This window comes from Paenibacillus taichungensis (assembly GCF_050994985.1).
Taxonomy (GTDB): domain Bacteria; phylum Bacillota; class Bacilli; order Paenibacillales; family Paenibacillaceae; genus Paenibacillus; species Paenibacillus taichungensis.
Genome location: NZ_CP194720.1, coordinates 3545712 through 3564544, shown reverse-complemented (window position 1 = coordinate 3564544; position 18833 = coordinate 3545712). Strand labels below are relative to the sequence as shown.

The 18833-nt window shown below is 46.1% G+C and carries 15 protein-coding genes; all 15 read left to right on the top strand.

The window, feature by feature from the left end; all coding sequences use genetic code 11:
• The first annotated feature begins 68 nt into the window (after positions 1 to 68).
• The 15 genes from ACR1R9_RS15830 (at position 69) to dut (ending at position 18653) form a co-directional block, all read left to right on the top strand.
• Positions 69 to 4388, top strand: a complete 4320-nt coding sequence (locus ACR1R9_RS15830; protein ID WP_076289528.1) for a PolC-type DNA polymerase III — start codon at positions 69 to 71, stop codon at positions 4386 to 4388.
• 259 nt (positions 4389 to 4647) lie between these two features.
• Positions 4648 to 5109, top strand: a complete 462-nt coding sequence (gene rimP / locus ACR1R9_RS15825; RefSeq protein ID WP_062326086.1) for a ribosome maturation factor RimP — start codon at positions 4648 to 4650, stop codon at positions 5107 to 5109.
• Positions 5110 to 5232: 123 nt separating this feature from the next.
• Entirely contained in the window at positions 5233 to 6330 is a 1098-nt protein-coding gene (gene nusA / locus ACR1R9_RS15820) for a transcription termination factor NusA (protein ID WP_062326087.1), read from the top strand.
• A 26-nt stretch (positions 6331 to 6356) separates the two neighbouring features.
• Positions 6357 to 6665, top strand: coding sequence for an RNase P modulator RnpM (rnpM, locus tag ACR1R9_RS15815; protein ID WP_433923203.1), 309 nt, complete (start codon positions 6357 to 6359; stop codon positions 6663 to 6665).
• Positions 6655 to 6984 carry a YlxQ family RNA-binding protein gene (locus tag ACR1R9_RS15810; RefSeq protein WP_029880929.1) on the top strand — a complete coding sequence of 110 codons (330 nt, stop codon included), beginning with the start codon at positions 6655 to 6657 and terminating at the stop codon, positions 6982 to 6984. Before rnpM ends, ACR1R9_RS15810 begins: the two co-directional genes overlap by 11 nt.
• The gene (gene infB, locus ACR1R9_RS15805) at positions 6977 to 9559 is read left to right on the top strand and encodes a translation initiation factor IF-2 (RefSeq protein WP_433923204.1); all 2583 of its coding nucleotides are present in this window, start codon (positions 6977 to 6979) and stop codon (positions 9557 to 9559) included. Before ACR1R9_RS15810 ends, infB begins: the two co-directional genes overlap by 8 nt.
• A 25-nt stretch (positions 9560 to 9584) precedes the next feature.
• Positions 9585 to 9944, top strand: coding sequence for a 30S ribosome-binding factor RbfA (gene rbfA, locus ACR1R9_RS15800; protein WP_433923205.1), 360 nt, complete (start codon positions 9585 to 9587; stop codon positions 9942 to 9944).
• Between the two features lie 19 nt (positions 9945 to 9963).
• Positions 9964 to 10941: a DHH family phosphoesterase gene (locus ACR1R9_RS15795; protein WP_433923206.1), complete on the top strand. Its 978-nt coding sequence runs from the start codon at positions 9964 to 9966 to the stop codon at positions 10939 to 10941.
• The gene (truB, locus tag ACR1R9_RS15790) at positions 10935 to 11858 is read left to right on the top strand and encodes a tRNA pseudouridine(55) synthase TruB (RefSeq protein WP_433923207.1); all 924 of its coding nucleotides are present in this window, start codon (positions 10935 to 10937) and stop codon (positions 11856 to 11858) included. The genes ACR1R9_RS15795 and truB overlap by 7 nt, the downstream gene beginning before the upstream one ends.
• Before the next feature lie 66 nt (positions 11859 to 11924).
• The gene (locus ACR1R9_RS15785) at positions 11925 to 12863 is read left to right on the top strand and encodes a bifunctional riboflavin kinase/FAD synthetase (RefSeq protein ID WP_433923702.1); all 939 of its coding nucleotides are present in this window, start codon (positions 11925 to 11927) and stop codon (positions 12861 to 12863) included.
• Between the two features lie 159 nt (positions 12864 to 13022).
• Complete coding sequence (gene rpsO / locus ACR1R9_RS15780; protein ID WP_056700672.1) at positions 13023 to 13292, top strand: 30S ribosomal protein S15; 270 nt, start codon at positions 13023 to 13025, stop codon at positions 13290 to 13292.
• A gap of 252 nt (positions 13293 to 13544) precedes the next feature.
• Positions 13545 to 15647, top strand: coding sequence for a polyribonucleotide nucleotidyltransferase (gene pnp, locus ACR1R9_RS15775; RefSeq protein WP_063566373.1), 2103 nt, complete (start codon positions 13545 to 13547; stop codon positions 15645 to 15647).
• A gap of 222 nt (positions 15648 to 15869) precedes the next feature.
• Positions 15870 to 16865 carry a polysaccharide deacetylase family protein gene (locus tag ACR1R9_RS15770; RefSeq protein ID WP_257219306.1) on the top strand — a complete coding sequence of 332 codons (996 nt, stop codon included), beginning with the start codon at positions 15870 to 15872 and terminating at the stop codon, positions 16863 to 16865.
• Between the two features lie 98 nt (positions 16866 to 16963).
• Positions 16964 to 18247 carry a M16 family metallopeptidase gene (locus ACR1R9_RS15765; protein ID WP_076289533.1) on the top strand — a complete coding sequence of 428 codons (1284 nt, stop codon included), beginning with the start codon at positions 16964 to 16966 and terminating at the stop codon, positions 18245 to 18247.
• Positions 18207 to 18653 (top strand): dUTP diphosphatase, encoded by a 447-nt coding sequence (dut, locus tag ACR1R9_RS15760; RefSeq protein ID WP_170867769.1) that lies wholly within the window; start codon positions 18207 to 18209, stop codon positions 18651 to 18653. Before ACR1R9_RS15765 ends, dut begins: the two co-directional genes overlap by 41 nt.
• Positions 18654 to 18833: the final 180 nt, after the last annotated feature.

Here is an 18833-nt window from a genome sequence, read left to right as displayed (position 1 = left end):
GTTCGGATCGGGGACATTTTTGAATGCAGAGGCTTTTCCTGTTTTAAGGGGGTACAAGGAGGAACACGATGAGTGGATTCGAGGAGAAGAGAAAACGGTTTGAGTTGTTGATGAAACAGACGGAACTTCCGGCTGGTCTAATAGAGCCCTACTTTTTGGATGGATGGATTGAACGGGTGGAGACAAGCCGTAGCAACCGCGACTGGACTATTGTGATTGCAAAAGATACCTTGGTTCCTGCTCCAATCTATCGAACATTTTGCCTGCACATCCAGGAGAAAATGAATCACATTTCCAAGATCACGTTTGGTTTCAAATATAGTGATCAGGTCGAGATTGGTGATATTGTCAGTGAGTATTGGAACTTGTTCCTTGAATGGGTTACAAGGGAAATTCCATCTGTTAATGGTTGGATGAACCGCACCAAGTTCGAATGTGAAGCAGATCTGCTGCAATTGACCATGAGTGATGCCATGTCGATGGAGCTTGCGAAGAAGAAACAGATCGATCAAGCTATAACTACTTTTTATGATAAGTATTTTCAACTGCCCTTGCGGGTCAAATTGCTGGTTGGTGAGGTTGAAAGCAACAAAGAGGCGATGGAACAATTCCAGCTCAAGAAGCGGGAAGAAGAGCTTCAAGTTATTGAGCAGATGATGAGTGAAGTGGACTCGGAAATGCCTGAAGAGGAAGAACAGGGCGATGTTCGTTTACAGATGGGATATGATATCAAGGAACCACCTGTACCTATGCAGGAAATTCAGGATGAAGAGAAAAAGGTTACGTTGCAGGGAACGGTCTTCGGTCTGGATCGCAAGGAGTTGCGGAACGGGAATACGTTGTTTACTTTTTATCTCACGGATTTCACGGATTCCATGCAAATGAAGATGTTTGCCAAAACAAAAGAGGATGTCAAAATCCTGAGCTTGCTGGCCAATGGAAAATGGGTGAAAGTGCGTGGCCGTGTAGAATACGACCGGTTTATGCAAATTCCGGAACTTGCCATGATTCCTTCAGATTTGGTTGAAGTAAAGGCACCGCCATCCCGTAAGGATAATGCAGCTGAGAAACGGGTTGAGTTCCATCTGCACTCCACAATGAGTACAATGGATGCCGTAACTTCGATCGACAAATACGTAAAGACTGCAGCGGAATGGGGACACAAGGCAATCGCAGTAAGTGATCATGGCGGTGTGCAGGTGTATCCGGAGGCGTCCAAAGCTGCCAAGAAAAACGGAATTAAAATGATCTACGGCCTTGAGGCTAATGTGGTGAATGATTCGGTTGCTGTTGTTATGGCACCACAGCCGTTGGAACTCAAATCAGCGACATATATCGTGTTTGATATTGAGACCACAGGTCTGTCTGTAACCCAGAACAAGATCATCGAAATTGCGGCAGTGAAGGTAGAGGACGGTAAAGAAATTGACCGCTTTGCTACGTTTGTAAATCCGCATGAGCGCATCCCATATAACATTCAGCAGTTGACTAATATTAACGATGAAATGGTGAAGGATGCACCTGAGCTAGAACCGGTTATTCATGATTTTGTGAAGTTTGCCGGAGATGGCGTACTGGTTGCACATAATGCGCGATTCGATATGGGCTTTATTCAGGCTTCGCTGAAACAGCTTGGCATGCCTGAGCTTCAGAACCCTGTACTCGATACTTTGGAACTGGCACGGTTGTTATATCCAAAAATGAAGAACCACCGTCTGAATACGCTGGCGGATAAATATAAAGTAGCACTGGAAAGTCATCACCGGGCGATTGATGATACGATTGCGCTCGCTGGTATACTGAATGGATTGGTTAATGATGCCGCTCAGATGAAAGGCCTGACCATGCTTGATCGGCTTAATGATTATGTCGGAGTTGATCTTTCAAATACGCGTCCATTCCATTGCGGCATCTATGCTTTGAATGATGTCGGCAAAAAGAATCTCTATAAACTGGTATCACTTTCTCATACAGAGCATTTCAAACGGGTGCCTTGTATTCCAAAATCGAAGCTGATCAATTTGCGTGAAGGTCTCATTATTTTATCGGGTTGTGAAAAAGGTGAGTTTTTCGAGGCTGTGTTGAACAAATCGCTTGAAGAGGCGGAAGAGATAGCGCATTTCTATGACATTCTGGAGATCCAGCCTTTGACAATGTATATGCATTTGGTGGACAAAGGGCTCGTGGCTACGCCAGAGGAATTGAAGCTCGCTGTTCGTAAAGTTGTTGACATTGGTCAAAAATTGGGGAAACCGGTAATAGCCACAGGTAACGTGCATTATCTCGAGCCGCGCGACAAGCTATATCGGGATATCACGATTCACGGAATTACGGGGTTCAGCCCGCTCAAAGATCAACGTAAACCGGATGCTCATCTAAGAACGACGGATGAAATGCTGGAAGAGTTCCAGTACCTGGGCCAAGATAAAGCCTACGAAGTCGTTGTTACGAATACGGTTGAATTGGCAGATCGGTTCGAGGAAATCAAGCTGTTCCCGGACAAGCTGTTCACTCCGATTTTGGAAGGCGCAGACGATGAGATCCGTAATACCTGCTATAATACCGCCAAGTCGATTTATGGTGAGGAACTGCCGGAAGTCATTGTGGCACGACTGGAGAAAGAATTGAATCCAATTATCAAATACGGTTTTTCTGCCAACTATCTGATCTCGGAACGTTTGGTTAAAAAATCGAATCAGGATGGGTACCTTGTCGGATCACGGGGATCAGTTGGTTCTTCTGTAGTTGCTACTTTCCTGGGGATTTCCGAGGTTAATCCGTTGCCAGCGCACTATATTTGTGTAAATCCGGAGTGTAAGCACAGTGAGTGGTTCCTCGACGGAAGTGTGCCGAGTGGATTTGACCTTCCTGAGAAAGAATGCCCTGATTGTGGAGGCCGATTAAAAGGCGAAGGGCAGGATATTCCGTTTGAGACGTTCCTTGGTTTTAAAGGGGACAAGGTTCCCGATATTGACTTGAACTTCTCGGGTGATTATCAGCCGCATGCCCATAACTATACGAAGGTGCTTTTCAGCGAAAAGAGTGTGTTCCGTGCGGGCACAATTGGTACGGTAGCTGAAAAAACAGCATTTGGTTTTGCCAAGAAATATGAGGAGGAACATCATAAGAAATGGCGAGGAGCAGAACTGAACCGTTTGGCCTCCGGTTGTACCGGGGTTAAACGTAGTACAGGACAGCATCCCGGTGGTATTGTTGTTGTACCGGATTATATTGAAGTGGAAGATGTAACGCCTGTGCAATTCCCGGCGGATGACGTTAATGCGGAGTGGAAAACAACACACTTTGACTATCACGCCTTCGAAGAGAACTTGCTAAAACTCGATATTCTGGGGCACGATGATCCAACTATGATGCGGATGCTGCAGGATTTGACAGGTATCGATCCAACGACCATTCCGATGAATGATCCTAAGGTCATGAGCATGTTCAACTCTACCGAAGCACTCGGCGTTACGCCAGAGCAGATTCGTTCACCAGTTGCCACTTTTGGTGTACCAGAGATGGGGACTAAGTTTGTACGTCAGATGCTTATTGAATCCCAGCCTTCGTCTTTTGCCGATCTACTCCAAATCTCCGGATTGTCTCATGGTACGGGGGTATGGCTTGGTAATGCACAAGATCTAATCAAAAATGGAACTTGTAACATCAAAACGGTGATTGGTTGCCGGGATGATATCATGTTGTTCCTGATCTATAAGGCGGGCATGGACGCCAGTCTTGCCTTTAAAATTACGGAGAGTGTGCGTAAGGGACGTGGTTTGCCGCAGGAATGGATTGATGAGATGAAAAATTGCAAGGTGCCGCAATGGTACATTGATTCCTGTCTTAAAATCCAGTACATGTTTCCAAAGGCCCACGCGGCCGCTTATGTTATCTCAGCAGTGCGTACAGCTTTCTTTAAGCTGTATCACCCAATTGAATACTACGCGACATACTTCACAGTTCGTGCCGATGAGTTTGACATTGAACTGGTATGTCAGGGCTATGAGCCCATCTATCGGAAGATCGTAGAAATTGAACAATTAGGTTTCCAGGCACCGCCAAAAGAAAAAAACATGCTGCCTGTCCTTGAGATGGCATTGGAAATGGCAGCACGCGGATTCTCACTCAAGCCGATTGATCTGTATCGCTCGGAAGCAACGAAGTTTATTGTTGACGGAAATTCTCTTATTCCTCCGTTTTCGGCACTGGGAGGAATCGGGGATAATGCTGCACGCAATATCGCTGCAGCAAGAGAGCATGGAGAATTCCTGTCAATTGAAGATTTCCAGCAAAAGTCTAAAGCAAGTAAAACAATTGTTGAGTTGCTGACGGGCATGGGATGCTTCCGCGGTTTGCCGGAAAGCAATCAATTATCCTTGTTCTAAAATGGCATTTTGAGTATCTATTTATGGTCTGTAATGTGATTACGTAAATTTTTCTTCATTAGTGGTTAAAATGGCTGAGTGATCGCTTACTTGTCACTATTACCAGACTATGTTATAATTTTTGAAGTGAACGAGATAGTACGAATTTCTAAAGAGTGGGGAAACCCACTCTTTAGTCTTTGGTATACAAGAATCTTGGGTAATGAAGAAATTGCCAGCCATTATTTGCTGGTGTAACCTAAGTTGGAGGTTATCGGTTTTGAGCACAACGAACATTAAATCTACCGTGGAAGAAATGATCCAACCCTACTTGAACGAACAAGGCTTCGAGCTGGTTGACATCGAATACGTCAAAGAAGGCAGCAACTGGTTTTTACGGGTGTATGTCGACAAAGAGGGTGGCATCGACATCGATGATTGTGTCTTGATCAGCGAAAAGCTAAGCGCCAAGCTGGATGAGAACGATCCGATTCCGACCATCTATTTCCTTGAAGTGTCTTCTCCCGGTGCGGAGCGTCCACTGAAAAAACCGGAGGACGTTGCCAAATCCGTAGGTAAAAACGTATTTGTTACAACCTACGAGCCGGTAAATGGTATAAAGGAATTTGAAGGCAAGCTGCTTTCCTTTGATGACGGGGAACTTGTGATCGAAGCAGGCAAGAAACAGCATGCCATTCTTTATGACAAGGTTGCGAGTGCGCGCCTGGCCATTCTGTTTTAAGTGCCTTGTTCACTTATTAATGAAAAAAGACACATCTCACGATAACGGCAAGGTGCTCATGAGTTTAGAGCCTTTCGCCGTTTTACGTATGAGATGCCATGTTTGAAAGGGGGATCAACATTCATGAGTATGGATTTTATTGAAGCAATGAATGAATTGGAGCGGGAAAAAGGGATCAGTAAGGATGTGCTGTTTGAAGCGATCGAGGCAGCACTCATCTCCAGCTACAAGCGTAATTTCAACACCGCCCAGAATGTGCGTGTTGACATGAACCGTAATACGGGTGTTATCCGGGTGTATGCCCGCAAATTGATCGTGGAAGAAGTCCTGGATTCACGTACCGAAATTTCATTGCCTGCTGCACGAGAGATCAACCCACACTTCCAGCTGGAAGATATTGCGGAGATTGAAGTTACGCCGCGTGATTTCGGACGTATCGCCGCACAAACTGCCAAACAGGTAGTGACCCAGCGGATTCGTGAAGCCGAACGCGGCCTGATCTACAACGCTTTCGTTGATAAGGAAGAAGATATCGTTACGGGAGTGGTGCAGCGTCAGGATTTGCGCAATATCTACATCGATCTGGGCAAAATCGAAGCGGCATTGCCGCTGACCGAATTGATGCCGAACGAGAAGTTTGTTCATGGTGACCGTATTAAAGCGTACATCACCAAGGTCGAGAATACGACCAAAGGGCCGCAAATCATTTTGTCCCGTACACATCCGGGCTTGTTGAAACGTCTCTTTGAACTGGAAGTACCTGAAATTTTTGACGGTGTAGTCGAGATCCGCTCCGTCGCACGTGAAGCGGGCTTCCGCTCCAAAATTGCTGTTCATTCCCGCAATGAGGAAGTTGATCCAGTTGGATCATGTGTAGGTCCTAAGGGAATGCGCGTGCAGACCATTGTGGGTGAGCTGCGCGGTGAAAAAATTGACATCGTTCGTTTCTCCGACCAGGTAGACGAATATGTGGCAAATGCACTTAGTCCTTCCAAAGTATTGGAAGTTCAAGTATTCGAGGAAGAAAAGATGGCTCGGGTTATTGTTCCTGACTATCAGCTGTCCCTCGCCATTGGGATCAAAGGCCAAAATGCCCGATTGGCAGCCAAACTGACCGGCTGGAAAATCGACATTAAGAGCGAGAGCCAGGCGGAACAGGAATTCGGCAGAGAGAAAGATTCTTCTTCGGAAATGCACCAAGATTCCGTCTCCGTCGACTAAAGTAAAGCACGGGGGGGCGCTAACGTATGAAAACTAAAAAAGTACCGCTGCGCAAATGTGTGGCGTGTCAGGAAATGATGCCCAAAAAGCAGCTGATCCGTATCGTTAAAACGCCAGAGGATGAAGTGCTGATCGATTTGACTGGCAAAAAGTCCGGACGTGGTGCTTATTTATGCGGCAAAGAGTCCTGTTTTAAGCTTGCACTCAAAAACCGGTCTTTGGATCGGGCGCTCAAGAGCAAAGTCTCACCGGAAATTTATGAGCAATTGGCAGCTGATTTCGTTGCGGTAGAGGACGAATTCATAGCAGCACAGGAGCGTGAACATGATGAATAATAAAACATTGTCTTATCTGGGACTCTCCATGCGTGCAGGCAAACTTGTAACAGGTGAAGAAATTGTACTTAAAGCGATCCGTTCTTCCGAAGCTAAAATGGTTATTGTTGCGGGTGACGCCTCGGCCAATACACAAAAGAAATTTCGCGACAAATGCGGGACATATAAAGTTCCACTGGTGATCGGATTTGACCGGGATAGTCTGGGTTCAAGTATCGGTAAAGAAACGCGGGTTGTTCTTGCAGTAACGGATCGAGGGTTTGCAAAAATGATCTCCAAGCAAGTCGGTATAATGTCGGAGGTGGAGTATATTGAGTAAACAGGAAAACAAGGATAAATTGCGAGTTTATGAATATGCGAAGTCCCTTAATATGAGTAGTAAAGAAATTATAACCATTCTTAAAAAGCTGGATATTCCCGTAAACAATCATATGAGTGTCATGGAGAATGGTTCAGTCGGTAAGGTGGAACAATTTTTTAAAGATATAAAATCCACTGCCGCTTCCAAACAAAGTAACGAAGCAAAATCCGTTGCTACTTCGTCAGTGCGCAGTGACAAAACAGTGGACAGCAACAAGCCGGCCGGCGGAGTGAACACGCCGAATAGCAGCAACCCATCCGGTAGTCCCGTACAAACAAAAATACAACAGGAAAAGCAGGTAGGTATGAACAATAGACCAAATTCCAACAATAACAATGGCTCCCAAAGACCTAGCGGCCAAGACAGCCGCAACAGAACGAACTCTTCCCAAGGCTCAAGCCAAGGAGGACAATCAAGTAATCGTCCAAGACCAGCTCAAGGTGGACAAAGCAGTACAGCATCCCGTCCGCAAAGTACGGGTCAACGTCCAGCGAATAGTGGTGGCGGTCAAACAAGAAGCGCAGGACCGAACGGCGGTGGCAATACTGGCACTGGCGGCAACCGTACTGGTGGCCAAGGACAGAGCTCAGGACAAGGCCAACGCAGAGGTGGCCAAGGTAATTCCGGCAATAACAACAATAGCGGCAACCGTTCAAACAGCGGTGGCGGTGGACGTCGTTATGACGACAACCGTGGCGGCAACTTCCGCGGTAATCGTGGTGGCAAGAACAATCGCAACAGAAATCAACAACAGTACCAACAACGTGAGAAAATTGATAACACACCTAAGAAAATCATCGTACGTGGTGACATGACTGTTGGTGAAACAGCGAAGTTGCTCCATAAAGATGCTTCTGAAGTTATCAAAAAACTCATTGCAATGGGTGTAATGGCAACGATTAACCAAGAGCTTGATATCGAAACAATCCTGCTGCTTGCTGGAGAATTCGGTGTTGAGGTTGAAGTGAAAATTGTCCTTGAAGATGACCGCTTCGAAACACTTGAAGAGAATGATGATCCTGCTGACTTGCAGTCCCGTCCTCCGGTAGTTACGATCATGGGTCACGTTGACCATGGTAAAACAACATTACTTGATGCGATTCGTTCAACGAATGTAACGGGTGGAGAAGCAGGCGGTATCACGCAGCATATCGGTGCTTATCAAGTTGAAATTAACAACAAAAAAATCACGTTCTTGGATACACCAGGTCACGAAGCGTTTACTGCTATGCGTGCACGTGGAGCACAGGTTACGGATATTACAATTATTGTTGTAGCTGCAGATGACGGTGTTATGCCACAAACGGTTGAGGCGATTAACCATGCCAAAGCTGCTGGACTGCCAATTATCGTAGCTGTCAACAAAATTGATAAGCCGGGTGCAGATGCGGATAAAGTAAAACAAGAATTGACCAACTATGAACTCGTTCCGGAAGAGTGGGGCGGTGACACCATCTTTGTTAACGTTTCGGCGAAACAAAGAATTGGTCTAGAAGGTCTGCTTGAAATGATCCTGCTCGTTGCAGAAGTGAACGAGTACAAAGCGAACCCGGACAAACGTGCCCGTGGTACAGTGATCGAAGCCGAGCTGGATAAAGGACGTGGCCCAGTTGCCCGTATTCTAGTACAGCACGGTACATTGAAAGTCGGAGATGCTTTTGTAGCAGGTAACTGCTTCGGTCGTGTACGTGCGATGGTGAATGACAAAGGTCGCCGTTTAAAAGAAGCTGGACCTTCAACACCTGTAGAAATTACGGGTCTGACTGAAGTTCCAGGTGCGGGAGATCCGTTCATGGTGTTTGAAGATGAGCGTAAAGCGCGTTCTATCGCCGACAAACGTGCCATTACACAACGTGAATCCGATCTGGGTACAAACACACGTGTGACATTGGATGATTTGTTCCAACACATCAAAGACGGTGAAATCAAAGACTTGAACGTAATTATCAAAGGTGACGTACAAGGTTCGGTTGAAGCATTGAAAGGTTCCCTTGCGAAGATCGAAGTTGAAGGTGTACGCGTGAAGATTATTCATAGCGGCGCTGGTGCAATCACAGAGTCTGACATCATTTTGGCTGCAGCATCCAATGCCATCGTGATTGGTTTCAACGTTCGTCCTGATAATCAGGCGAAAGCGACTGCAGATCAAGAGCAAGTAGACATTCGTCTGCATCGCGTTATCTACAGCGTTATCGAAGAAATTGAACAAGCAATGAAAGGCATGCTTGATCCGATTTACAAAGAAAAAGTAATCGGTCATGCTGAAGTTCGGAGCACGTTCTCCATCAGTAAAGTCGGCACCATTGCTGGATGTATGGTTACCTCGGGTAAAATTACGCGTTCCGCGGAAGCACGCCTGATTCGTGATGGCATCGTCCTTTACGAAGGCAAGCTGGATTCCCTGAAACGTTACAAAGATGATGCCAAAGAAGTAGCCCAAGGTTACGAGTGCGGTATCACGCTGGATAAATACAATGATCTCAAAGAAGGCGACGTTATCGAAGCCTTCATTATGGAGACAGTACAACGATAAGCAAGGAAGCATGAGGTGAACAACGATGGCTAAGATTCGTACAGGTAGAGTGGGCGAGCAGATCAAGAAAGAATTAAGTCTGCTCATCCAGTCTGAACTGAAAGATCCTCGTATCGGCTTTATTACCGTAACGGGAGTCGAAGTGACAGGCGACTTGTCGCAAGCCAAAGTTTATCTGAGTGTCTTTGGTGAACAGGATCAAAAGGATAACTCGCTTAAAGCGCTGGCAAAAGCAAATGGATTTTTGCGTTCAGAACTGGGCAAGCGTATCCGTTTTAGACACGTTCCCGAGTTGATATTCAAGATTGACGAATCTATTGCATATGGCAGCCGAATTGAGAAGCTGCTTGGTGATATCGGTACCGACAAGAACGAATCCGAGTAACAGAATAAAGGAGACGGCAATGCACACTTATGAACAGGCGCTTCAGGACGGAAAGCAATTTCTGCTGGAGCATGATGATTACCTGGTCGTGTCGCATGTACAGCCGGACGGTGACGCAGTCAGCTCGACGGTAACGGTGGGCTGGCTGCTGTCATGTCTGGGCAAGACATTCACGATGATTAATGAAGGTGAAATTCCACAACGCATGAACTTTCTGTGGGAAGCTGGCAAGATCGTGAACATGACCGAACAACCACCGGCGCGGAAATATAAAGCGATTATCTGTGTGGATTGTGCAGACTTTTCCAGAGTAGGCCTGACTCGTCATTATTTTGAAGATGATGCTGTTATTTTAAATATTGATCATCATCCAACCAATGACGCGTATGGAACAGTAAACATCATTAAGCCAGACGCAGCAGCAACGGCTGAAATTCTGTTTGATTTCCTCAATCTTTTCCCAGTGAAGTGGAATAAAGATGTGGCTACTGCAGTCTATACAGGATTGCTAACAGATACAGGTGGATTCCGCTATGCGAATACGAGTCCTAATGTGATGACCACTGCATCCAAATTGCTTGAACATGGTGTGAATGGACCTTATCTTGCACAGATTTTGCTTGAGCAGGTTACGCTCCCACAAGTCCGTATATTGAATCAGGCACTCTCAAGCCTGCAAATGACTGACGATGGCAAGATTGCCTGGGTGGTCATTACGCCTGAAGACATGATTGCTTGTGGAGCGGCTAATGAAGATCTTGAAGGGGTAGTCAATTACCCGCGTAACATTCAAGGTGTGGAAGTGGGCATCTTTTTTAAAGTAATCAATGACAATGCGGTGAAAGTATCTCTTCGGTCAGCTGGTAAGGTTGATGTCGCCTCGCTTGCACAGAACTTTGGTGGAGGCGGACATGTACTTGCAGCTGGATGTCGCGTAGAGGGCAAGTTGGAAGATATCGTCGAACTAGTGCTGAAGCAGGTGAATGCTCAATGGTAAAACCATTTGAAGGTGTACTTCCAGTGTATAAACCAGCGGGATTTACTTCTCATGATGTTGTGGCTAAAATGCGTCGCATCCTCAAAATGAAACGTATTGGTCATACAGGCACATTGGACCCGCAAGTTACTGGCGTACTGCCGCTTTGCCTAGGACGGGCAACACGTGTGGTGGAGTACATGCAGGAGCTTCCCAAGGAATACCTGGCAACGCTACGACTGGGTCTGTCTACTGACACGGAGGATATGACAGGTGAAGTTATTGAGCGGTCGGAGACAGCAGTTAAGGTGACACAGGAGCAGGTTCAGCAGGTGCTGGAGCAATTCCTGGGCACCATCTCACAGGTTCCACCTATGTATTCTGCGGTCAAAGTGGATGGGAAACGTCTCTACGAGCTTGCTCGCGAAGGAAAAACGGTAGAGCGTAAGAGTCGTGAAGTTACGATCTATGAACTGGAATTGACAGGAATTGAGATTCAAGGCGATACTACGGATATATCGTTCCGTGCTTTATGTTCCAAAGGAACCTATATTCGAACGTTATGCGTGGATATCGGCAAAAAATTGGGATATCCATCCACCATGCTACATCTGGAGCGTACGATATCGGCTGGAATCTCTGCTGATCATTGCCTTCATTTTGAAGAAGTGGAACAACGCATGATCGATGGAACGTTAGCCGAGGTGTTGATTCCGGTTGATGAAGCTATCTCTTCCATTCCAGCACATACGGTGGGTGCGGATCAGGCCAAGGGAGCCCTCCAGGGCCAGAAATTATCGGCGCGTTTGCTCGAACCGCCTGCAGAGCAACCTGGTCTACTGCGGTTATATGATCAGGATGGGACGTTTCTGGGGATATTTGAGCGGGATGAATTGAAAGCAACGGTGAGAGCTGTTAAAGTCTTTTTACCGGAATAAAGAGGTTCCTGGTTTGAGTGGTGGTACTCAAGCCTGGCCTATCAAGTGAAATGCAGGTGAATGATTGTGAAAACCGTAATGCTAACCTATCCGCAGACGTTACAATCGGCTGTTCAGGGCACACATCCCCAAGTGCTTGCGATCGGTCAATTTGACGGGCTGCATCTCGGACATGCAAGTGTCATTTTGTCAGCTGTCCGCATTGCACGCGAAACGGGCATGCAGGCAGCGGTGATGACCTTTCATCCTCATCCGAAGGAAGTTATGCGCAAAGGGGATTACGAGGGTTATTTAACTCCCTTGAGAGATAAAGAAGACATCCTGGCAGGGATGGGTGTAGACGTACTCTATGTGGTCGAATTCAATGAGGAGTTCTCAAGATTGACGCCACAGCAATTTGCACATGATCTGCTGCTTCCGCTTCAGACTCGAACAGCGGTAGTTGGTTTTGACTTCCGCTTCGGTCACAAGGGAGCAGGGGATGAGCAGCTTCTTCGCGCATTGGGAGAAGGTGAAATGACGGTCGAAACTGTGCCTCCATTCCTGTTAAATGGTGAGAAGGTAAGCAGTTCTCTCATTCGTGGCCTGTTGAAGCGTGGAGAAATGGACGAAGCCAGCCAATGGCTCGGTCGACCTTATAGTATCAGGGGAATTGTAATTCATGGAGAGAAACGTGGGCGGACCATTGGTTTTCCTACCGCTAACCTTGAACTTACGGATCATTATGTTACGCCAGCGAAAGGTGTTTACGCTGTTCGTGTGCAGTATGGGGAGCAGGAACTGCGCGGCGTCATGAACCTTGGTGTGAAACCTACCTTTCACGAAAACGGGATGAAACCTACGTTTGAGGTGCACTTGCTTGATTTTGATGGGCAGATATATGACCAGGAATTAAAGGTTGATCTCGTTCATTACATTCGTGCAGAGCGAAAATTTGACTCGATTGATGCCTTGATCAGTCAGATTCGTGAAGATGCATTAACCGCCGCCCGTCTGTTATCCTAAGGTCCAGGACAAAATACATGTTTACATTTACTTTGTCTGGGCAACTATGATATAATGTACTACGTTGTCGTTTGAGACAACACATAACCTTGGCTTGGTTACTTGCTCTCACCGGCGGTGACGAGGCTAATGGCGATTATAATGAAGGAGGTGAATAGGATGGCATTGACTCAAGAACGTAAACAACAACTGATCGACGAGCACAAAACTCATGAGTCCGATACTGGATCACCTGAGGTGCAAGTTGCTATCCTTACGGAAAACATCAGAAGTTTGACAGACCACTTGCGTACGCACAAGAAAGACCACCACTCACGTCGTGGACTTTTGAAAATGGTAGGTCAACGTCGTAAGCTTTTGGCTTACGTGAAAAACAAAGATGTTAAACGTTACAGCGCACTGATCGAAAAACTCGGATTGCGTCGTTAATTATCGTACATGTTTTCAAAATCAACCTGGCTGTTATCCGTCATTCCTTTGTCTAAAAGGACAAGCGGAGCTTACAGCCGGGTTGTTTTGTAGATGAACATGTTGCCATATATTTGTAGCTGATGGCTCCGCAAGGAGCTTTTGTTTTGCAAGTGAGCATGTTGCTGTGGAGTTAATGAATGCAGGACAAGCAGGAAATACTGTGAAAATGCAGAATCCATTGTGTTAGGAACGAATAAAAGGAGGGATTTCATGGAACAGCGTGTTGAAATGCAGCTTGGTGGAAGAACGCTTACGCTTGAAACAGGGCGTTTGGCCAAGCAGGCTAATGCTGCCGTTAAGGTAACATACGGGGATACCGTTGTATTGTGTACCGTGACAGCATCAAGTGAGCCTAAAGATCTGGACTTTTTCCCATTAACGGTAAACTATGAAGAAAGATTGTATGCCGTAGGTAAAATCCCAGGTGGATTTATTAAACGTGAAGGCAGACCAAGTGAGAAAGCGATTCTTTCGAGCCGTTTGACAGACCGTCCGATTCGTCCTTTGTTCCCTGAAGGTTTCCGGAATGATGTACAAGTTCTGAATATCGTTATGAGTGTGGATCAGGACTGCGAACCGCAAATTGCTGCCATGATCGGTACATCGGCTGCACTGAGCATTTCAGATGTTCCATTCAGCGGACCGATTGGTGGCGTAAAAGTTGGACGTATTAATGGTGAGTTCATCATCAACCCAACGATTGCACAGCTTGAGGTAAGTGAGATTGAACTCGTTGTTGCAGGAACCAAAGATGCCATTATGATGGTTGAAGCGGAAGCGAACGAAGTTCCGGAAGAAGTAATGCTGGAAGCAATCATGTTCGGACATGACGAGATCAAGAACATTGTTGCAGTCATTGAACAACTCGTACAAGTGGCCGGTAAAGAAAAAATGGCAGTTAAATTGCATGCCGTTAATGCTGAAGTTAACAGCAGTGTACGTGAGTTCGCCAGTGCTCGTCTGGTTGAAGCTGTTAAAATTGCTGAAAAACATGCACGTCAGGATGCAATCGATCTTGTGAATGACGAAACCGTTGCTCACTTCGAAGAGAAGTATATTGAGACTCCAGAACTGCTCAAAGATGTGAAAGAAGTGCTGCACGATATCGTTAAAGAAGAAGTGCGTCGCCTAATCACTCATGATAAAGTTCGTCCGGATGGACGTGGACTCGCTGAGATCCGTCCAATTGAATGTGATACTTCCCTGCTGCCACGTACTCACGGTTCAGGTTTGTTCACTCGTGGTCAAACACAGGCGCTCAGCATTTGTACACTTGGTGCACTGGGTGATGTTCAAATTTTGGATGGAATCAGTCTTGAAGAAACGAAACGTTTCATGCATCACTATAACTTCCCACCGTTCAGCGTAGGTGAAGCTCGTCCATTGCGTGCTCCAGGCCGTCGCGAAATCGGACATGGTGCACTGGGTGAACGTGCTCTTTCTAAAGTAATTCCTTCCGAAACAGACTTCCCATACACGATTCGTCTGGTATCCGAAGTATTGGAATCTAACGGTTCAACTTCACAGGCAAGTATCTGTGCCAGCACATTGGCTATGATGGATGCAGGTGTACCAATCAAAGCTCCGGTTGCGGGTGTAGCTATGGGTCTGATTAAAGACGGAGATCATGTATCCATCCTGAGTGATATTCAAGGTATGGAAGATCACCTCGGTGACATGGACTTCAAAGTAGCAGGAACACCTGATGGTGTAACAGCAATTCAAATGGACATCAAAATTGATGGAATTGATCGTCAAATTTTGTCTGAAGCATTGGCTCAAGCCAAAGAAGGTCGTATGCACATCTTGAGCAAAATGACCGAAGTGATGAAAACTCCACGTGAGCAGTTGTCACAATATGCCCCTAAAATTACAACCATGCATATCAATCCGGACAAAATCCGTGATGTTATTGGTGCAGGTGGTAAAATTATCAATAAAATCATCGAGGAAACCGGTGTTAAAATTGATATTGAACAGGATGGACGTGTCTTTATCGCCTCTTCTAACCAAGAGATGAATGATAAAGCTAAATCGATCATCGAAGGCATTGTACGTGAAGTACTGGTCGGCGAGATTTATGTAGGTAAAGTAAAACGTGTTGAGAAGTTTGGTGCATTCGTTGAAGTGCTGCCGAACAAAGAAGGTCTGGTACACATCTCACAATTGTCCACAGAGCGTGTTGCTAAAGTGGAAGATGTTGTTGCTATCGGTGATTCCATTACGGTAAAAGTAACGGAAATTGACCCACAAGGCCGTATCAACTTGTCCCGCAAAGCCGTATTGACTGCTGAAGCTCCAGCTCAATCATAGGCTGCGTGCCATCGTTTTTTTGAAAAGATAGATTGAATGAAGAGACAGAATGTGAATTTCTGGCTCTTTTTTTAACGTTTAAATATCTTTATGACATCGATTGTCTACTCATAAGGCCTTTGAATCCAGCTTTGTAGATACTTTACATGAACAGCTTGTTTTATTCATATTCTTGCACTTGTCCTCATATGATGGGGACAAAGACGGCGGGAGGATGGAGCTGTGGGAAACCAATCCAAAAAGCTGGCGGCTGTTCTGGTAGGTATGGCAGCTGTCATACTGGTCGGACAAGTGGGCAGTGTACGTACATACATTACGGAAATTCGTGATGGACCAGGCACGCAAAATGCATTTGATATGTTCAAAGAGGCAACCGGAGAAGATCAGCTGTTGTCGGCGATCCGGGATAAAGCGGCCGAAACGAAAATCGCTCCGGTAAATGCCAGAGTGGATCGGGTCTGGAAAGCGATACCCGGGTATAACGGAATAGAAATTGATGTGGAAGCCACGTATCGCAAAGCACTTGGTGGCACGCTGAATACCAAGATAGCGTATGTCTATCGGCAGACTGTACCTGAAATCCAACTTAAAGATTTGGGTGCACACCCGATTTACCGGGGGAATGCCGAGAAACCAATGGTATCTTTCATGATTAATGTAGCGTGGGGCAATGAATTCATTATCCCAATGCTAGATACGCTTGACGCCGAAAAAGTCAAAGCTACTTTTTTTCTGGATGGAAGCTGGTTGAGCAAAAACGAGGAACTGGCCAAGGAAATCCAAAAGCGTGGACATGAGTTATCGAATCATGCATACTCACATCCGAATATGAGTCGGTTGAGTACGGAGCGAGCCAAGCTGGAAATCAGTAAAACCCAGGACCTGCTCAAACAAAAGTTGGGTGTGGAGAACCATTGGTTTGCTCCACCTTCCGGTGATTTTAATCAACAAACGGTCGACATTGCTTCCGGCATGGGACTTCAAACGGTACTTTGGACACTGGATACGGTGGATTGGCGCAAACCAAGTTCTGCTTCTGTTGTAGCCAAGATCGCCAAAAACGTAGAAGCCGGTACATTAATTCTGATGCACCCCACGGCTGCTTCTTCAGGAGCTTTAAAAGGTATGATTGATTCCATACGGGCCAAGGGTTTGACGCTTGGAACCGTTAGCGAAACACTGTCATCCGAGCGCGTGAAGGGATCAGCGGTTGAGTGAATGATGTTTTTTTGTTACTATCAAACAGTTGGAACCAAATGTCGATTTCAATTTTACGTTGAAATCCAGGCAATTATAGAGATGTAGGAGGGCCAACCGTGAAAAAAATTCAGCTGGGCAATGGCCTCAGAGTTGTCATGGAACAGATTCCGACCTGTCGTTCCGTGTCATTTGGAATATGGGTCAAGACAGGTTCTCGCAATGAGCAGCCTGCAAGCAACGGAGTGTCCCATTTTATTGAGCACATGCTGTTCAAAGGAACGGATCGTTATGATGCCAAAGCGATTGCGGAGCAATTTGATGCCATTGGTGGTAACGTGAATGCGTTCACTTCAAAAGAATACACTTGTTATTACGCCAAAGTATTGGATGAACATCTGCCAATAGCTGTAGATGTGTTGTCCGATATGTTCTTCCGCTCTAAAATGGATGATGGTGAACTGCTCAAGGAGAAAAACGTCATTCTGGAAGAAATATCGATGTATGAGGATACGCCGGATGACATGGTCCATGATCTTATGGCTTTGGCCGCCTATGGTGAGCATCCGCTCGCTTATCCGATTCTGGGTACAGAAGAGCGTCTCAAGGCGATGGACTCCAGCCATTTGCGTGCATATATGAAGGAGCACTACACGATTGAGAATACCGTTATTAGTATTGCAGGTAACATTGATGACAGTGTGATTGATTTGATGGAAAAGCATTTTGGTGCTTTTGATGTCAACGGTGTAGCTGAACAAGTCACACTGCCTGCATTCCAGAGCGGACAACTCTTTCACAAAAAGAAAACGGAACAGAATCATATCTGCATCTCGTTCCCGGGATGTAAGATTGGAGATCCGCTCCAATTCGCCATGGTCGTGTTGAATAATGCGATTGGCGGAGGCATGAGCTCCAGACTCTTCCAGGAAATTCGGGAGAAACGCGGCCTTGCTTATTCCGTTTACTCGTATCATAGTTCCCATGCGGATAGTGGACTCTTCACCATCTATGCAGGTACAGCGCCGAAACAGACGAAAGAAGTTCTGGATCTGACCAAAGAGGTTCTACACGATCTGGCTGTAAATGGATTGTCTGAAGATGAACTTCGTAAAGGAAAAGAACAGCTGAAAGGAAGTCTGATCCTCAGTTTGGAAAGCACGGGCAGCCGGATGAACCGTCTGGGTAAAAACGAGCTGATGCTGGGCAGACACCACACGCTGGACGAAATGATTGCCAAAATTGAAGAAGTAACGATGGACGATGTTGATGCTGTGCTGGACCTGATGTTTGCAGAGCCATTTGCGCTTGCTATGGTCGGTGCTTCGGATCGTACGATCGCTGGATTAAGAAGGGATGATTTTGTTGCATTACGTTCAAATTCAAAAGTTACCGGGCAATGAAGATATTAAGTTGCCTCAAAAAATGTCAGAGCTGGCCTCCGGCTTTGATGTAGTTGCGGCATTACAAGAAGAGGTTGTATTGCAGCCGGGACAGCGTACGTTGATTCCTACGGGACTCGCGATGGCAATGCCTGCTGGATTGGAGGCACAGGTTCGCCCTCGTAGCGGTCTCGCTTTCAAACATGGGATTACGTGTCTGAACACACCTGGCACCATTGATGCCGATTATCGCGGTGAGGTTAAGGTACTTCTGATTAATCTGGGTCAGGAGCCATTCACCATTGTACGTGGGGAGCGAATTGCCCAAATCGTCTTTCAAACCGTTCCTGCAGTTGAATTAACCGAAGTCGCTGAACTGTCGGAAACTGTACGTGGAGAAGGCGGATTCGGTCATACCGGAAAATAAATGCTCTGAAACTAAGTTGTAAATAGGAGCATCTTCTGTAATTAGAGCTTTAAAGTTTGATTTACTGAGCATGTTCTCGAAGAGTCGTCCCTGAGGGGCGGCTCTTTTTTCTTTTTTTGAACGATAGAGACAATGTTTTCTTTGCATGCTTCAATTTTAATGTTTCACCCCCCTGTGGGC